The 13,187-nt window shown below is 62.6% G+C and carries 15 protein-coding genes; all 15 read left to right on the plus strand.

Going from position 1 to position 13,187, the window contains the following annotated elements; all coding sequences use genetic code 11:
• Positions 1-14 precede the first annotated feature (14 nt).
• The 15 genes from amaP to recN all read left to right on the plus strand — a co-directional run bounded on the left by amaP (position 15) and on the right by recN (position 13,174).
• On the plus strand, positions 15-551 hold the full coding sequence (amaP, locus tag EDD75_RS00305) for an alkaline shock response membrane anchor protein AmaP (RefSeq protein WP_123926376.1): 537 nt from the start codon (positions 15-17) through the stop codon (positions 549-551).
• A gap of 16 nt (positions 552-567) precedes the next feature.
• On the plus strand, positions 568-777 hold the full coding sequence (locus EDD75_RS00310) for a DUF2273 domain-containing protein (RefSeq protein ID WP_123926379.1): 210 nt from the start codon (positions 568-570) through the stop codon (positions 775-777).
• A gap of 9 nt (positions 778-786) precedes the next feature.
• The gene (gene nusB / locus EDD75_RS00315; RefSeq protein WP_123926382.1) at positions 787-1,209 is read left to right on the plus strand and encodes a transcription antitermination factor NusB; all 423 of its coding nucleotides are present in this window, start codon (positions 787-789) and stop codon (positions 1,207-1,209) included.
• Positions 1,210-1,265: 56 nt separating this feature from the next.
• Positions 1,266-2,480, plus strand: a complete 1,215-nt coding sequence (gene xseA / locus EDD75_RS00320) for an exodeoxyribonuclease VII large subunit (RefSeq protein WP_123926385.1) — start codon at positions 1,266-1,268, stop codon at positions 2,478-2,480.
• A 101-nt stretch (positions 2,481-2,581) separates the two neighbouring features.
• Positions 2,582-3,430 (plus strand): bifunctional 5,10-methylenetetrahydrofolate dehydrogenase/5,10-methenyltetrahydrofolate cyclohydrolase, encoded by an 849-nt coding sequence (locus EDD75_RS00325; protein WP_123926388.1) that lies wholly within the window; start codon positions 2,582-2,584, stop codon positions 3,428-3,430.
• A gap of 11 nt (positions 3,431-3,441) precedes the next feature.
• Positions 3,442-4,080: a cyclodeaminase/cyclohydrolase family protein gene (locus EDD75_RS00330; protein ID WP_123926391.1), complete on the plus strand. Its 639-nt coding sequence runs from the start codon at positions 3,442-3,444 to the stop codon at positions 4,078-4,080.
• 225 nt (positions 4,081-4,305) lie between these two features.
• Entirely contained in the window at positions 4,306-4,821 is a 516-nt protein-coding gene (locus EDD75_RS00335; protein ID WP_170157637.1) for a DUF4416 family protein, read from the plus strand.
• Between the two features lie 64 nt (positions 4,822-4,885).
• A complete protein-coding gene (gene xseB / locus EDD75_RS00340) occupies positions 4,886-5,176 on the plus strand; it encodes an exodeoxyribonuclease VII small subunit (protein ID WP_123926397.1) in 291 nt (96 codons plus the stop codon).
• A complete protein-coding gene (locus EDD75_RS00345) occupies positions 5,133-6,023 on the plus strand; it encodes a polyprenyl synthetase family protein (protein WP_123926400.1) in 891 nt (296 codons plus the stop codon). The genes xseB and EDD75_RS00345 overlap by 44 nt, the downstream gene beginning before the upstream one ends.
• A 760-nt stretch (positions 6,024-6,783) precedes the next feature.
• Positions 6,784-7,401, plus strand: coding sequence for a CNNM metal transporter family protein (locus tag EDD75_RS00350; RefSeq protein ID WP_123926403.1), 618 nt, complete (start codon positions 6,784-6,786; stop codon positions 7,399-7,401).
• On the plus strand, positions 7,379-9,271 hold the full coding sequence (dxs, locus tag EDD75_RS00355; protein ID WP_123926406.1) for a 1-deoxy-D-xylulose-5-phosphate synthase: 1,893 nt from the start codon (positions 7,379-7,381) through the stop codon (positions 9,269-9,271). Before EDD75_RS00350 ends, dxs begins: the two co-directional genes overlap by 23 nt.
• Positions 9,268-10,074, plus strand: a complete 807-nt coding sequence (locus EDD75_RS00360) for a TlyA family RNA methyltransferase (RefSeq protein ID WP_211328023.1) — start codon at positions 9,268-9,270, stop codon at positions 10,072-10,074. Before dxs ends, EDD75_RS00360 begins: the two co-directional genes overlap by 4 nt.
• A 70-nt stretch (positions 10,075-10,144) precedes the next feature.
• Positions 10,145-11,020 carry an NAD(+)/NADH kinase gene (locus tag EDD75_RS00365; RefSeq protein ID WP_123926412.1) on the plus strand — a complete coding sequence of 292 codons (876 nt, stop codon included), beginning with the start codon at positions 10,145-10,147 and terminating at the stop codon, positions 11,018-11,020.
• Positions 11,021-11,033: 13 nt separating this feature from the next.
• The gene (gene argR / locus EDD75_RS00370) at positions 11,034-11,501 is read left to right on the plus strand and encodes an arginine repressor (RefSeq protein WP_123926414.1); all 468 of its coding nucleotides are present in this window, start codon (positions 11,034-11,036) and stop codon (positions 11,499-11,501) included.
• Positions 11,501-13,174 (plus strand): DNA repair protein RecN, encoded by a 1,674-nt coding sequence (gene recN, locus EDD75_RS00375; RefSeq protein ID WP_123926417.1) that lies wholly within the window; start codon positions 11,501-11,503, stop codon positions 13,172-13,174. Before argR ends, recN begins: the two co-directional genes overlap by 1 nt.
• The last annotated feature ends 13 nt before the right edge of the window (positions 13,175-13,187 follow it).

Here is a 13,187-nt window from a genome sequence, read left to right on the forward strand (position 1 = left end):
GGGAGTGGTATGATTTGGGACCGTTTGATCGCGGTCTCTTATTGCTTTATAGCTTGGCCACCAGTGTTTTTTGGGGCGCCTTTCTCCTCGCCCTTCTAGGATGGCGGCCGGTGCTTGACGCCACGGCGGCAGTCTTTGCGCCGGAGCGGCGGGAGATAGTCTTCGCCGGGCTTGCTGTCCTGATCGTTGCGGGGCTCCGGCTGATTTACGCCAGCGTGAAACCCGGGCGCCGGCACGACAAGGTGGCCCTCATCGAGGAAAACTCCATCGGCCAGGTGCAGGTAGCCTTAGGGGCGATCGAAAACCTGGTAACGCGTGTGGTGAGTGCTTTTCCGGGAATAAGGGAAGTGCGGCCGCGGGTCGTCACGGTGCCCGAGGGAGTTGTAATCCAAGTCAGGCTGGTTACCACCCCGGGGCTTAAAATCCCCGAGGTTTCCCAGGAGATTCAGCGACAGGTCAAGGAGACGGTCCGGGAAGTCACCGGAATTGCGGTGCAGAACGTCCGCGTTCTCGTCGACAACATCACGGCTGTCAAACCGCGGGTCGAGTAAAAGCGGGGGGTTAAGGGTGGACTACCGGGAGTTTTTCGAGCACCACCGGGGAAAAATCATCGGCGTGGCCCTGGGCCTCGCTTTTGGCTGGTTTGCGATAGTTTACGGTTTCTGGAAGGCCGTTTTTGTTGCGGTCTGCGTGGGAATCGGCTATTACGTGGGCAAGCGGGTCGACGAGCGGATCGATTTTGCTCACGTTTGGGACCGGCTTTTCCGGGAAAAGTAGGAGGCTTACATGGGCCGGCGCAGGGCAAGGGAAGCGGCCTTTATGGTTCTTTTTGAGGTTGACTTCGGGCAGGCTGAGGTAGAAGCCGTTTTTGCCCGGGCGATGGCGGAGCGGGGAGTGGAGGGCCCCGACCGGGATTTTGCCCGCGACATGGTTTGGGGAACGTTGCGGTACCGGGAGCGGATCGACGCTATCATTAAGGAGCTGAGCCGCGACTGGCGCATCGAACGGATGAATAGCGTGGACCGGAACGTGATGCGGCTGGCGCTTTACGAGCTGCTTTACCGGGAGGATATCCCCCCCAACGTGGCCATCAACGAGGCGGTAGAATTAGTTAAACGCTACGGCGGCGCCGACTCGCCGCGCTTTGTTAACGGGATTTTAGGCAAGGTGGCGGAAAATCTTGCTGCGTACAGAGCGGCGGGGGGTTAGGGGTTCAACGTTCGGGCTTAAGGGATGGACTGAAAAATGTTAAAGGCGGTTGCCTGATGCCTGTTTTCACGGTGAGTGAAGTCGTCGGCCGCATCCGGGACCTCCTCGAAGGCGACCCGGTTCTGGCGGGGTTCTGGGTGCGGGGCGAGGTTTCGAACTTAAGCATCTCCGGCGCCGGGCACCTCTATTTTACCCTGAAGGACGAAGCGAGCCAGTTAAGGGCGGTGATGTTCCGCTCGCGCGCGGAGAACCTCTCCTTTTGCCTGGCCAATGGGGCGGCGGTCCTGGCCCGCGGCCGGATATCCCTTTACGAGCGCGACGGGAACGTCCAGTTATACGTCGCCGAAATGGAGCCTGACGGCGTCGGCCTGCAGGCCATCCTTTTGCGGGAGCTGAAGGCGCGGCTCGAACGCGAAGGGCTCTTTAACCCCCAGCGCAAGCGGCCTCTGCCCCGTTTCCCGCGGTGCGTCGGGGTGGCGACTTCGTTAGAGGGGGCCGCCGTGCGGGATATCGTTAAGATCCTACGGGAGCGCTGGCCGCTAGCCGAGGTGGTGATCGCTCCCTGTGCGGTTCAGGGCGACCAGGCGCCCCGGGAGATAGCGGCAGCGATAGAGCGGCTAAACCGCTACGGCGGGGTCGAGGTGATCATCACCGGGCGGGGCGGCGGCTCCTGCGAAGAGCTTGCGGCCTTCAACACGGAAACGGTCGTACGCGCCATTTTCGCCTCGCGGGTGCCGGTCGTTTCGGCGGTAGGACACGAGCGGGACGAGACGCTGGCGGACCTGGTGGCCGACGCCCGGGCGGCGACTCCTTCGGCGGCGGCGGCCATGGTGGTCCCCGACCGGCGGGAGATGGTGGAAAATCTGGCCGGCCTCGCCGGCAGGCTCAAGGCCAGCCTGGGGCAGCGGGTAGCGGCGCTCCGGCTGCGCCTACTGCACGCGGCGCAAAGCCGCGTTTTTACCAGCCCCTGGGAAATAATTTGCGGGCGGCGGGCACAGGCGGTGGACAGCCTGGCGGTGCGGCTCGAACGGGAGCTCCACGGCAGGCTGCAGAAGGCGCACGCGGCGCTTGCGGTTTTGGGCGCCAGGCTTGATGCGCTAAGCCCGCTTAAGACCCTTGCCCGGGGTTACTGCCTCTGCCGTGATGCGGCAACCGGGTCCCTGGTAACCGATGCCGCTCGGGTAGCGTGCGGGACGGCGGTTGAGGTGGTTCTATACCGGGGGCGACTTTTCTGCAGGGTGGAAAAGACTGCGGTTGACGATGCCAATTAGGCCTCTGAAACCGTCATTTATTCCGTTTACCCCGCCATCGTAGACAAGTAGCTCTTCCTCCGGTTATACTTCCCCCTAAAAGGTAAAAGGGGGTTTTGGCCGTGGCGGTAATCCTCGACGGCAAGGCGCTTGCGGCCCAGATCAAAGAAGAGATTAAGGCCGCGGTGGCCGGGTATGCGTCCCGCGGGATAACGCCGAAGCTCACCGCAGTTCTGGTCGGCGACGATCCGGGCTCGGTTGTTTACGCGCGGGCGAAAGAAAAGGCCTGTGCCGGGGTCGGGATCGCCTACGAGCTCCACCATCTTCCGGGCGATACGCCGGAGGCTGCGGTTATAGAACTGATCGGGCGGCTTAACGAAGATCCGGGCGTGCACGGTATCCTGGTAGAGTTTCCCCTCCCGAAACAGGTGAACAAGTGGCGGGTTCTCGATGCCCTGGCGCCGCTCAAAGATGTCGACGGGATGACGGCGGTTAACCGCGGCCGTCTCTTGGCGGGAGAAGAGGGGCTCTTCCCGGCGACGCCCCAGAGCTGCATCGAGATTATGGAGCGCTACGGGATTGAGATTGCCGGTAAGCACGCCGTACTGGTGGGGCGCGGGGAAACGGTGGGCCGGCCGCTGATGCTGATGATGCTTCGCAAGAACGCCACCATTACGGTCTGCCATACGAAAACGGTGGATATGGCGGCCCATACCCGCCAGGCGGAGATTCTCATCGCCGCCGCCGGCCGGGCCGGGCTTATCAAGGCGGAGATGGTCAAGCCGGGAGCGGTAGTGGTCGATGCGGGGATTAACCAGACGGACAAGGGAATCTGTGGCGACGTCGACTTTGAGGATGTGAAAGAGGTCGCGGGATACATCACGCCGGTACCGGGCGGCGTCGGGAGTCTGACCACCACACTGATCATGAAGAATCTCCTGAAGGCGATGGCCCTGCAAGGGGTTGTGTAGGAGGCAGGAGCATGGCGCAGGTTTTCGACTGGAGCATCAGGCAGTTCTTGAAGGAGGCCGCGTCAAGTGCCCCTACGCCCGGCGGGGGAAGCGTAGCGGCACTGGCGGGCGCGCTGGCGGCGGCGATGGCCTCCATGGTTGCCAGCCTGACCGTCGGCAAGGATAAGTATAAGGATGTGGAGCCGGAGATGCAGGCAATACTGGCCAGAACGGCGGCGTTGATCGAGGAGCTTGAGGCGTTGGTGGCGGCGGATATGGAGGCCTTCAACGCCTTTATGGCGGTTTACAAGCTCCCGAAGGAGACGGAGGAGCAGAAGGCGGAGCGGGCGCGGCGGATGCAGGAAGCCCTGCTGCAGGCAACCGATACCCCGCTCAAGATCGCCAGCAGTTGCCTCGAGGTACTCCGGCTTGCCGAACAGGCGGCGTTGAAAGGGAACAAGGGCGCAGTAAGCGATGCGGGCGTGGCCGCGTACTTGGGCGAGGCGGCGCTTCAGGCCGCGCTGCTCAACGTTGACATCAATGTACCGCTTATCAAGGACGCGTCATACGCGGCGCAGGCGGTGACGAAGCGGGAGGAGTTAGGGCGCGAGGCGGTGAAAGCAAAGGAGCGGGCCGTGGCGGTCGTGAAGGAACGGCTTGCGGGCCGGTAAGGTGGAGCCTATCCTGTAGTTAAGACCCCCGGTTTCCTGCGGTGCGGGAGCGGGGGTTTTTTGTGGGGCTTACCTACGGAACCCAGGCTCCCTGATTCGCGGGAAGCGGTGGGGAGGGACGCAGGCGATGGGAAAAATTTAAGGGGAAACTACCGGCGAAGTTTAAGAGGAAATGGGGCCTGCGTGACGAAGTCTCTATGATAGCCAATGGAGAGAATAAGACCGGTGCCGGTAAAACCGGTGGTGAGCGTTTTCAGCGCGGATGAAGCGCTGCTAGCGGCGGTGGCCGGCGAGCTCGCCCGGTGGCTGGGCGGGCCCGACTACGAAAGCCCGTTGCTGTCGTTTGACCAGACCCGCTATTACGAACGGGAAATGGGGCCGGGGCTGAAGCGCAGGTTTTATGCTTTCTCCCGCCTCATCGACGCGGCAGAGTTGGTGGCGCTCAAACGCTGGGCCATCGAAGCGGAGGCGCGCTGGCGGTACGATGGGAGGCGGCGGGTGAACATTGACCCCGGCTACGTGAGCCTTGCGAAATTAGTCTTGGCGACCACCAAAGATAACGTACACCGGATTTATTTAGGGGAAGGCATCTACGCCGAGGTAACCCTTTACTTTTGCAAGGGGCGGTTTCATCCTTGGCCCTGGACCTACCCGGATTATGCCAGCCCGGAGTACCGCGCGATTTTCGAGCATATCCGGGAGCTTTACCGGGAGCAGTTGCGCGCCGCAAAACAGGGGTAACTTCCCTACCGGCTGTATGCTATACTTTTGATTAGTGCTGGCTGCGGTGTGAGGGGTTTGGGACGTGAGCCAGGAAAAAGAGCCTTCTTTTGAGGCGTGTCTTGGGCGGCTTGAGGCGATTGTCCGGGAGATCGAGGCGGGCAATCTCGACCTTGATACTGCCATTGCCCGGTTTACCGAAGGGATGGAACTGGTGAAGCGGTGCCGGGCACTGCTTACCGCGGCGGAACAGAAGATATGCCTGCTCCTCGAGAATGAGGTGCAGGAAGGCGCTGCCGTTCCGGTAGAGAACCTGGCGAAGGAGCGCACCAATGGACTTCAAAGCGGCCCTATCAGAAAAAGCCCACCTGATTAACCAAGCCCTCGATGCCTACCTTCCTCCGGAGTTGGCACCGCCGGTAGTCATTCACCAGGCGATGCGGTATAGCGTTCTCTCGGGTGGAAAGAGGCTTCGCCCGGCGCTGGTGCTGGGGGCGGCAGAGGCGGTTGGGGGCAGGGTCGAAGCTGTTCTTCCGGCTGCCTGCGGCATCGAGCTTATCCACTGCTACTCCCTGGTTCACGATGACCTGCCGGCGATGGACGACGACGATTTGCGACGCGGGCGTCCCACTACCCACAAGGTCTTCGGCGAGGCGATCGCGATTTTAGCCGGGGATGCTCTCCTGACGCTCGGCTTTGAACTGCTCGCCCGGGCGGGGCTGGAAACGGATGTGTCGCCTGTAGATGCCCTTAAGGTGGTGCGGGAGGTAGCCGTTGCGGCGGGAACGGAAGGGATGGTAGGCGGGCAGGTGCTTGATATTAAGTCTCCGGAAGCGGGTGCTCCGGCAGAGCTGGTCAAGGAAATTCACCGCCGAAAAACGGCGGCGCTTTTCGTCGCTTCAGTCCGTACGGGGGCGATCCTTGCTCGCGCCTCTGAGGAAGCGCTGGCGGCCCTGACGCGCTTCGGCATGAGTTTCGGCCTCGCTTTTCAGATTACGGACGACATTTTGGACGTGGTCGGGGAAGAGGCTAGGATGGGGAAGAGGGCCGGAAGCGACGCGCGGCAGAAAAAGCTTACCTATCCGGCGATTTTCGGCCTGGCGGCGGCGCGGGAGCGGGCCAGGGCGGCAGCCATGGAAGCGGTGGCGGCGGTAGAAGGGTTCGGCAGCGCGGCCGCGTTTTTGCGCGGGGCGGCGGAATTTATCCTGACGCGCGATTACTGACGGCCGATTTTGCGCGCCGCTCATTTACAGGGCGAGCTGGCGGTACCTGGCGGGGGTTTGTTTATCCCGGCGGACTATGGTATCATAGTTATCAAGGAGCGGGTTCCTTTGGGGGACCGCTATTATGCCCTTTGAAAATGAAAATGGGTAAGTGATGCAGTATCCTAGTCAGAACGCCTCCACTGAAGGCGGGCCTAAAAATCCGCCAAGGGCACATCGATGAAGTTCCTGGTGCTGGCTGCTGGCGCCCAGCCGGGGGCTGGTACTGGGAGTTAAGGCGGAAGGGCGACCCGCAAAGGCATGCGGGCGTTGACCCTCCCGCCGCGGAGACCCAAGTGCGTGGGCTGACGCCTATGGCTTGGGATAGAACCTGTACGTGGTGGAAAGCTGCGTACAGCGTAGCCTGCCTTGAGTGGCCCGGGTGGATGCAAAGAAAAGCGGCCTCCGGGTATGGGCCCATCCCGGAGGTCCGCTAGCTGAAACCCTGGCTGCAAAAGAGGCTAGGTGGAGGGCGGTTCTGTCGGGGAAAACCCCTAGGCTGTCCGGATTTCGGGGTGCTCCAGGGATTAAAGTGTATGCTTAGTGGCAATCCAGCCCCGGTTGCGGTGACGGACCGGGGACGCCCTTAAAGGGAAACCGCTGGCGCGGCGACGGCCAGTGGGCGTCCGGGAAATCCTGCTGGACCTAAGCTACAGCGTTTACCTGGGGCGCTATCACTTACCCATTTTGAATTTACGGCCATTTTCGAGGTGAGAGCCGTTTGGGTAATAACCGGCCCCGCGGCGCTTTTGTGCGCCACCTGCTTTTTGTGCTTGCGGGGACTTTTACCGCTACCGTATCCTGCGCGCTAGTTTCGGAAACCTTTGTGCGCCGGATGGAGGCGGTTGGGCTTGCGGTTGGCTTTCTTTTTCTGATTATCGCGGTGAATATTATCTTCGATATCGTGGGCACGGCGGCTACGGCGGCTTCGGAGCCAACCTTTAACGCGATGGCGGCGCGTAAGGTTTCCGGGGCTTCGGAAGGGCTCTGGCTGGTGCGGCATGCGGATAAGGTCGCCAATTTTGCGAACGATATAATCGGGGATGTTGCGGGAACTGTTGCCGGCGCGCTCGGCATTTCGCTTATGACGCAGGTGTTGGTCCGGTGGCCGGAGCTGAACGAACTCTGGTTGAATATCCTGGTCACAGCGGCTATCGCTTCCCTGACCGTGGTGGGAAAGGCTGCGGGCAAGCGGTTGGCGGTGAGCGAGCCGGACCAGGTTATTTTTTTGGCGGGGCGGATAATGGCAGCCTGGGGGCGGATGAGGCCCCCATTTTGGCGCAAAAAGAGGGCGCTTAACAGGAAGGGGCGACAGTTTGAGCGTTCTCGAGCAGGTTAACGCGCCGGAGGATCTGCGCCGGCTTAAAATAGAAGAGCTGAGTCAGCTGGCGGCCGAGCTCCGGGAGTTGATCATCGAAACGGTGGCTCAGACGGGCGGACACTTAGCGCCGAATCTCGGGGTGGTAGAGCTTACTATCGCGCTGCACCGGGTCTTCCAGGCGCCCCGGGATAAGATCGTTTGGGATGTTGGGCACCAGTGTTACGCCCACAAGATCCTCACGGGCCGGCGGGAGCGCTTTGGCACGCTACGGCAGTTCGGCGGGATAAGCGGCTTCCCCTGCCGGGACGAGAGCGTTTATGACGCCTTTGGCGCCGGCCACGCCAGCACCTCCATTTCGGCGGCACTGGGCTTAGCGAAAGCCAGGGACTTTAACCAGGAGGATTACGCGGTGGTGGCGGTAATTGGTGACGGGGCGCTAACAGGGGGTATGGCGCTGGAAGCGCTCAACCACGCGGGCCACATCAAGGCCAACTTCATCGTGGTCCTCAACGATAACGAGATGTCGATTTCGAAAAACGTTGGAGCCCTGGCCGGCTACCTCACCCGCCTCCGGACGGACCCTATGTACCACCGGTCCCGGGAGGAGTTTGAAGCCTTAATTCAAAAAATACCAGCAATCGGGCCGCGGATGCTCCGCGTGCTGGAACGCCTGAAGGACAGCGTGAAGTATCTGGTGGTTCCAGGGATGTTTTTTGAAGAGCTCGGTTATACCTACTTAGGACCTGTTGACGGCCACAGTATCCCGGCGCTGCTGCGGACCCTGGAAAAGGCAAAGGGCCTCAAGGGGCCGGTGCTGGTCCACGTCGTCACGCGAAAGGGGAAGGGCTACCCGCCGGCGGAGAAGGACCCGGACACCTTTCACGGCGTTGGCCCCTTCAACCCGCTGACGGGTGAGGTCTATGGGGCGGGAAAGATAACCTATACGGAGGTCTTCGGCCAGACACTCGTCCGCCTCGCGGAAGAAGACCCCCGTATTGTCGCTATTACCGCGGCAATGACCACCGGCACAGGACTCAAGACCTTCGCGCGGCGCTTTCCCCAGCGTTTCTTCGACGTCGGGATCGCGGAACAGCACGCCGTGACGTTGGCGGCCGGGCTCGCGGCCGGCGGCTGGCGGCCGGTGGTGGCCATCTATTCGACCTTTTTGCAGCGGGCCTACGACCAGATCGTGCACGACGTCTGCTTGCAGCGTTTGCCGGTCGTTTTTGCCCTTGACCGTGCCGGCATCGTGGGCGAGGACGGCGCGACGCACCAGGGGCTATTCGATATCGCCTACCTGCGCTCGATCCCCAATATGGCGCTGATGGCGCCGATGGACGAGAACGAACTGCAACACATGTTAAAGACGGCCTTGCTTTACGGCGGTCCCTGCGCGATCCGGTACCCGCGGGGCAGGGGAACGGGGTGCGCTTTAGAAAAGGAGCTGCGCCCGCTTCCCTTCGGCCAGGCGCTGGTCCTCCGGGACGGCAGAGACGTGAGCCTCTTCGCGCTCGGCAACACGGTCGCCGCGGCCCTTGAGGCGGCGGAGCGGCTGGCCACGCAGGGGATCGAGGCGGCGGTGGTCAACGCCCGTTTTGTAAAGCCTCTCGACGCTTCCCTCCTCCTGCGCTTTGCCCGGCGGACGCGACGGGTGGTGACAGTGGAGGAAGGCATCCTGGCGGGCGGTTTCGGTAGCGCGGTAGCTGAGCTCCTGATGGATAACGGGCTCGGCAATGTGGAGCTCGTGCGGTTAGGGATCAACGATACCTTTGTCCCGCACGGCGCCCCGGCCCTCCTCCGGGAAAGGTACGGGCTTACGGCTGAGAACATCGTTGCCGCGGTTACCCAGTCACGGCGGCGGTTGCGGGTTGCCGCCAGGAAGAAGTGATGTCCGTCCGGCGGCGGTTGGACGTGGCCCTGGTGGAGAAAGGGTTTTTTGTTAGCCGCGAGCAGGCACGTCAGGCTATACTTGCCGGCTTAGTGTTCGTGAACGGCCTCTGCGTGCAGAAGCCGGGCCGTTTCGTTTCCGCCGCGGATAGAATGGAGGTGCGCGGGGAGGCGCTTCCCTACGTCTCCCGCGGGGGGCTGAAACTCGCGCACGCGCTACGTTTTTTTGGGGTTAACCTCCGCGGGCTGGTGGTCATCGACGTGGGGGCATCAACAGGTGGTTTTACCGACTGCGCCCTTCAATTTGGAGCGCGGCGGGTTTTCGCGGTGGATGTCGGTTACGGGCAACTGGCCTGGAAATTGCGAACCGACCCGCGGGTCACCGTTCTCGAGCGGACCAACATCCGCCACCTTGCTCCCGAAGCGATTGACGAGCTTGCGGACTTCGCCACCGTCGATGTCAGTTTTATCTCGCTTGAAAAGGTTCTGCCTTGCGTAGGGGCACTACTAAAGCCGGAGGGGCAGGGCATTGCGCTGGTTAAGCCCCAGTTTGAAGCCGGGCGGGGCAAGGTGGGCAAAAAGGGTGTGGTGCGCGATCCGGCCACGCACGTGGCCGTCTGCGCGAAGATTATCGCCTTTATCGGCTCGCTCGGCTGGGAGGTGCGGGGCCTGACTTACTCGCCGCTACGCGGGCCGGAAGGCAACATCGAGTTTCTTGTCTACTTCAGTAAGGTTACAGGGTGTCCGTGGGACGGCAAGGTGGAAGAGGTGGTGACGGCGGCCTGGCGCCACTTTAAAAGTTAACGGCCCCCCGGAATCCCTTAAAGCCGTTGGCTTGTGCGGCCGGATAGAGAATTTTTTATGGTGGGATACAGTGGGTATTAAAGTTGTGGGGTTGATTCTTAACCCGGCGCTAGGAGAAAAAATTGCGCCGGTGGCCCGGGAGATCGTGCGTTTTCTTGCCGGACACGGGGTAAAGGTGCTCGTTTTGCGGGAACACGCCCGCCTGGTGGGGATGGAAGGGGTTGACCGGGAAAGGATGCGGGAAGCGGCGGAGGCGCTTTTCTCCCTTGGTGGGGACGGGACCCTCCTTTCCTGCGTTCCGGTTGCCGCTCCGGCCGGCATCCCGGTGTTAGGGATAAACCTCGGACGCTTGGGTTTTCTTACCGAGCTCGGGCCGGAGGAGCTCTTTTCCGGACTGGAGCAGGTTCTGGCGGGGCGCTACTGCACGGAGGAACGGCTGCTTCTTTGGGGCGGCATCCGGCGTGCGGGGGCTACGGTGCGGGAGGTCGTCGCGCTCAATGATTGCGTCGTGGGGCGGGGGGCGCTCAGCCGGCCCTGCCGCCTGGAGGTGCGGGTGGACGGACACTGCGCGATGAAGTACAACGGCGACGGGATCATCATCGCCACTCCTACCGGTTCGACTGCCTACTCTTTTTCTGCCGGCGGTCCGGTGGTCGCACCCGGGGTAGACGCGATCATCCTCACTCCTATCTGCGCTCATTCGTACATGGTGCGGCCGATGGTGGTGGGCGGCGGCGCGGTGGTAGAGGTTTTTCTCGAGACGAGCGTCGCCGGCTTTGGCCTCTCGGTTGACGGGCACGAAAACCTGCCGCTGCTGGCCGGAGACTGGCTGACCGTGAGGCGCTATCCGCGGCCTCTGCGGCTGATCAGGACCGGAGAGCGGAGCTTTTATTCCGTTTTGCGCCGGAAACTGCTGCTGCACGGCATAGAAGAGTGCCGTCAGTGAGGAGCAGGGTGGGATGAAACGCGTACGCCAGCAGAAAATCCTTCAGCTGATCAAGGAGCATCCTATTACCAGCCAGCGGGATCTGGTACGGGCTCTCGCCGCGGCCGGTTTTAAGGTCACCCAGGCTACGGTTTCGCGGGATATCAGGGAACTGGGACTGGTGAAGGTCGCCGCAGACGGCAGGCTACGCTACGTTGCCCCGCGGACCCGGGGGAAAGGCGACCTTGACGAGGCGCGCTTCCGCCGGCTAATACGGGACGCGGTGGTCGACGTCGAGACGAGCGAGAATTTAGTGGTCGTCAAGACTTTTCCGGGGGCGGCGCAGGGTGTGGCGTCGGCAATCGATCAGGTGGAGTGGCCTGGTGTTGTCGGAACGGTAGCCGGGGACGATACCTTTTTGATTGTCGTCAAACCCCGGGGCCGGGCCGCCGAGGTGCGGAACCGGCTGCGGGCTCTGCTGGCGGGAGAGAAGCGGGAGTAATGCTCCGGAGCTTAACGATCAGAAATGTGGCGCTCATTGATGACTTAACGGTTGAGTTCGGTCCGGGGCTCAATGTTTTAACGGGCGAGACCGGAGCCGGTAAATCAATCATCCTCGAAGCGCTTATGCTGGCGCTGGGTAAGCGCGCTGCCGCCGATTACATCCGGACCGGCGCCGAAAAGGCGGTCATCGAGGCCGTGTTTGCGGTCCAGGAGGTACCGCAGTGCCTGGCCGAGAGTGGGATCGAGCTTGAGGAGGGGCACCTTTTTTTTCGCCGGGAGTTGTACCGCCAGGGAAAGAGCCTCTGCCGGGTCAACGGCCACGCGGTGCCGCTCAGCCTCTGCCGGGAGGCCGCAGAGGAGCTGGTTGAGTTTCTGATCCAGGGGGAGGAACAGGCGCTCCTTACCCCGGCGAAGCAGTTGGCGGTTCTCGATGCTTATGCGGGGTTGGGGCGGCTGGCCGGGGAGGTGGAGCGGCTTTACCGGCGCTGGCACGCGGCGCGGGAGAAAGCGGCTGCGGCGGCGGGCGCGGCGCGGGCGCGGGCGCGAGAGGCCGATACCCTGCGCTACCAGATCGCCGAGATCGACCGGGCGGCTTTTCGCCCCGGGGAGATTGAAGAACTGCTCCGGGAACGGGAATGGCTGCTAAATGCGGTCCGGCTGACCGAGTTAGGTGCCCGGGCGCGGGCCTTCTTGACCGGAGAGGATCATGCGGCCGTAGAAAGCGTGGGTGAGGCGGCGGCCATTTTAGCCGAGATTGCCAAGTACCGGGAGGAAATGGGGTATTATGCGCAGGCGTTGCGGGAGGCGGTGGCGCTCATCGTGGAGGCGGCGCGGGAACTGGAACGCCTAACCGACCGCGCAGAGCACGACCCGCGCCGCCTCGATCTGGTGGAGGAAAGATTAGAACTCTTCCGGCGCCTCAGCCGCAAGTACGGGGAAACGGTTGAGGCGATCCTGCGCTTCCGGGCGGAGGCGGCCGCCGCGCTGGAAACGTTGGTCCGGGAGGAAGAGACGACAGCCGGTCTGGAGGCGGAGGCGGAGCGCTGGCTATCGGAGTGGCAGGCGGCAGCGGCGAGGTTGCAGGAAGGCCGGGAAGAGGCCGCCCGGCGGCTCGAAAGGGCGGTAGAGGAGGAACTTGCCCGTTTAGCCATGGAACGGACGTCGTTCCGGATTACCTTCGCCCCCGTAGCCCAGGTCCCGAACCCGCGCGGGTTGCAAGAGGTCGAATTCCTTTTCAGTCCCAACCCGGGCGAGCCGCTCAAACCTCTATCCCGGATCGCTTCCGGCGGGGAGGCCATCAGGACCCTGTTCGCCTTGAAGGTCCTCACGGCGGCGGCCGATAAAGTGGGAACACTCTTTCTTGACGAGGTTGACACCGGGATCAGCGGCCGGGCGCTGGAAGCGGTCGCTTCCCGGCTTAATTTACTCGCCGCGCGGCGGCAGGTGCTCTGTATTACCCACCAGGCGGTGGTTGCCGCACGGGGCGCCGTTCATTACGTTATCACCAAGGAAATCGCGGCGGGGCGCGCGGTGGTGCGGGTTGCCCCGGTCAGCGGGGCGGCGAGGGTGGCGGAGATCGCCCGTCTGGTAGGGGGTTCGCCTGAAACCGCCGCGGAGCACGCGCGGGTGCTCCTAGAAAGCGACGGGCAAGTTACGCCGGAAACTACATAAAGCTTTTACCCTC

Source organism: Thermodesulfitimonas autotrophica (assembly GCF_003815015.1).
In the GTDB taxonomy this organism is placed as follows: Bacteria; Bacillota; Desulfotomaculia; order Desulfotomaculales; family Ammonificaceae; genus Thermodesulfitimonas; species Thermodesulfitimonas autotrophica.

Excerpts from the sequence above, each read along its gene's own strand:
- argR (WP_123926414.1), top strand. The coding sequence starts at position 11,034 with ATGAAACGCGTACGCCAGCAGAAAATCCTTCAGCTGATCAAGGAGCAT.
- EDD75_RS00345 (WP_123926400.1), top strand. The coding sequence starts at position 5,133 with ATGGACTTCAAAGCGGCCCTATCAGAAAAAGCCCACCTGATTAACCAA.
- nusB (WP_123926382.1), top strand. The coding sequence starts at position 787 with ATGGGCCGGCGCAGGGCAAGGGAAGCGGCCTTTATGGTTCTTTTTGAG.
- xseA (WP_123926385.1), top strand. The coding sequence starts at position 1,266 with ATGCCTGTTTTCACGGTGAGTGAAGTCGTCGGCCGCATCCGGGACCTC.
- recN (WP_123926417.1), top strand. The coding sequence starts at position 11,501 with ATGCTCCGGAGCTTAACGATCAGAAATGTGGCGCTCATTGATGACTTA.
- EDD75_RS00330 (WP_123926391.1), top strand. The coding sequence starts at position 3,442 with ATGGCGCAGGTTTTCGACTGGAGCATCAGGCAGTTCTTGAAGGAGGCC.